This window comes from Mesorhizobium sp. M4B.F.Ca.ET.089.01.1.1 (assembly GCF_004022605.1).
GTDB classification, from domain to species: Bacteria; Pseudomonadota; Alphaproteobacteria; order Rhizobiales; family Rhizobiaceae; genus Mesorhizobium; species Mesorhizobium abyssinicae.
In genome coordinates, this window is sequence record NZ_RZOS01001409.1 from 1 (window position 1) to 454 (window position 454).

The following is a 454-nucleotide window of genomic DNA, read 5'->3' on the forward strand; positions in this document are numbered from 1 at the left end:
CTACCAAGTCGGTCAATTGTCAGGCGAAAACGTGCGCTCTGTTCGTAGTGCTCATGAGGGAGAACAAGCTGGAGCGCTACCTAAAAACGCCCGAGGTTTTCATTGCCGCGATGGCTGCTCATTCGCTTCGGCCGACCGAGCATCAACCTCATTTGAAGCAGGCCAGACTTAGGGTCGGCTAGCAGGCAGTAGCGCAATTTATTCGCTAGAGCAGCAAGGTCACTGCCGAGACCGCACGCCGGGTAACCGGTATCAGTACACCTGTCTTCGGCGTGTCATGGTCGGACCCCAGCCCCTCAGAGACAGAAATCGTACGCCGCTTCCTCGTTTCTCGAAGATCGACGCGTCCTTTACAATCCCTTCGATAGCGGCGGAAGCCCATGAGTTGCCTGTCAGGATTGAGTGTAGCCGCGGGCTCTCATGCAATCCTTGACGAGATTGCCTTGTTCCATAC

The 454-nt window shown here is 55.7% G+C and carries 1 pseudogene; it reads left to right on the plus strand.

Annotated features, from left to right (window positions below):
• Positions 1-182: pseudogene (locus EN780_RS40135) on the plus strand (hypothetical protein); the annotation flags it as partial.
• Positions 183-454 lie beyond the last annotated feature (272 nt).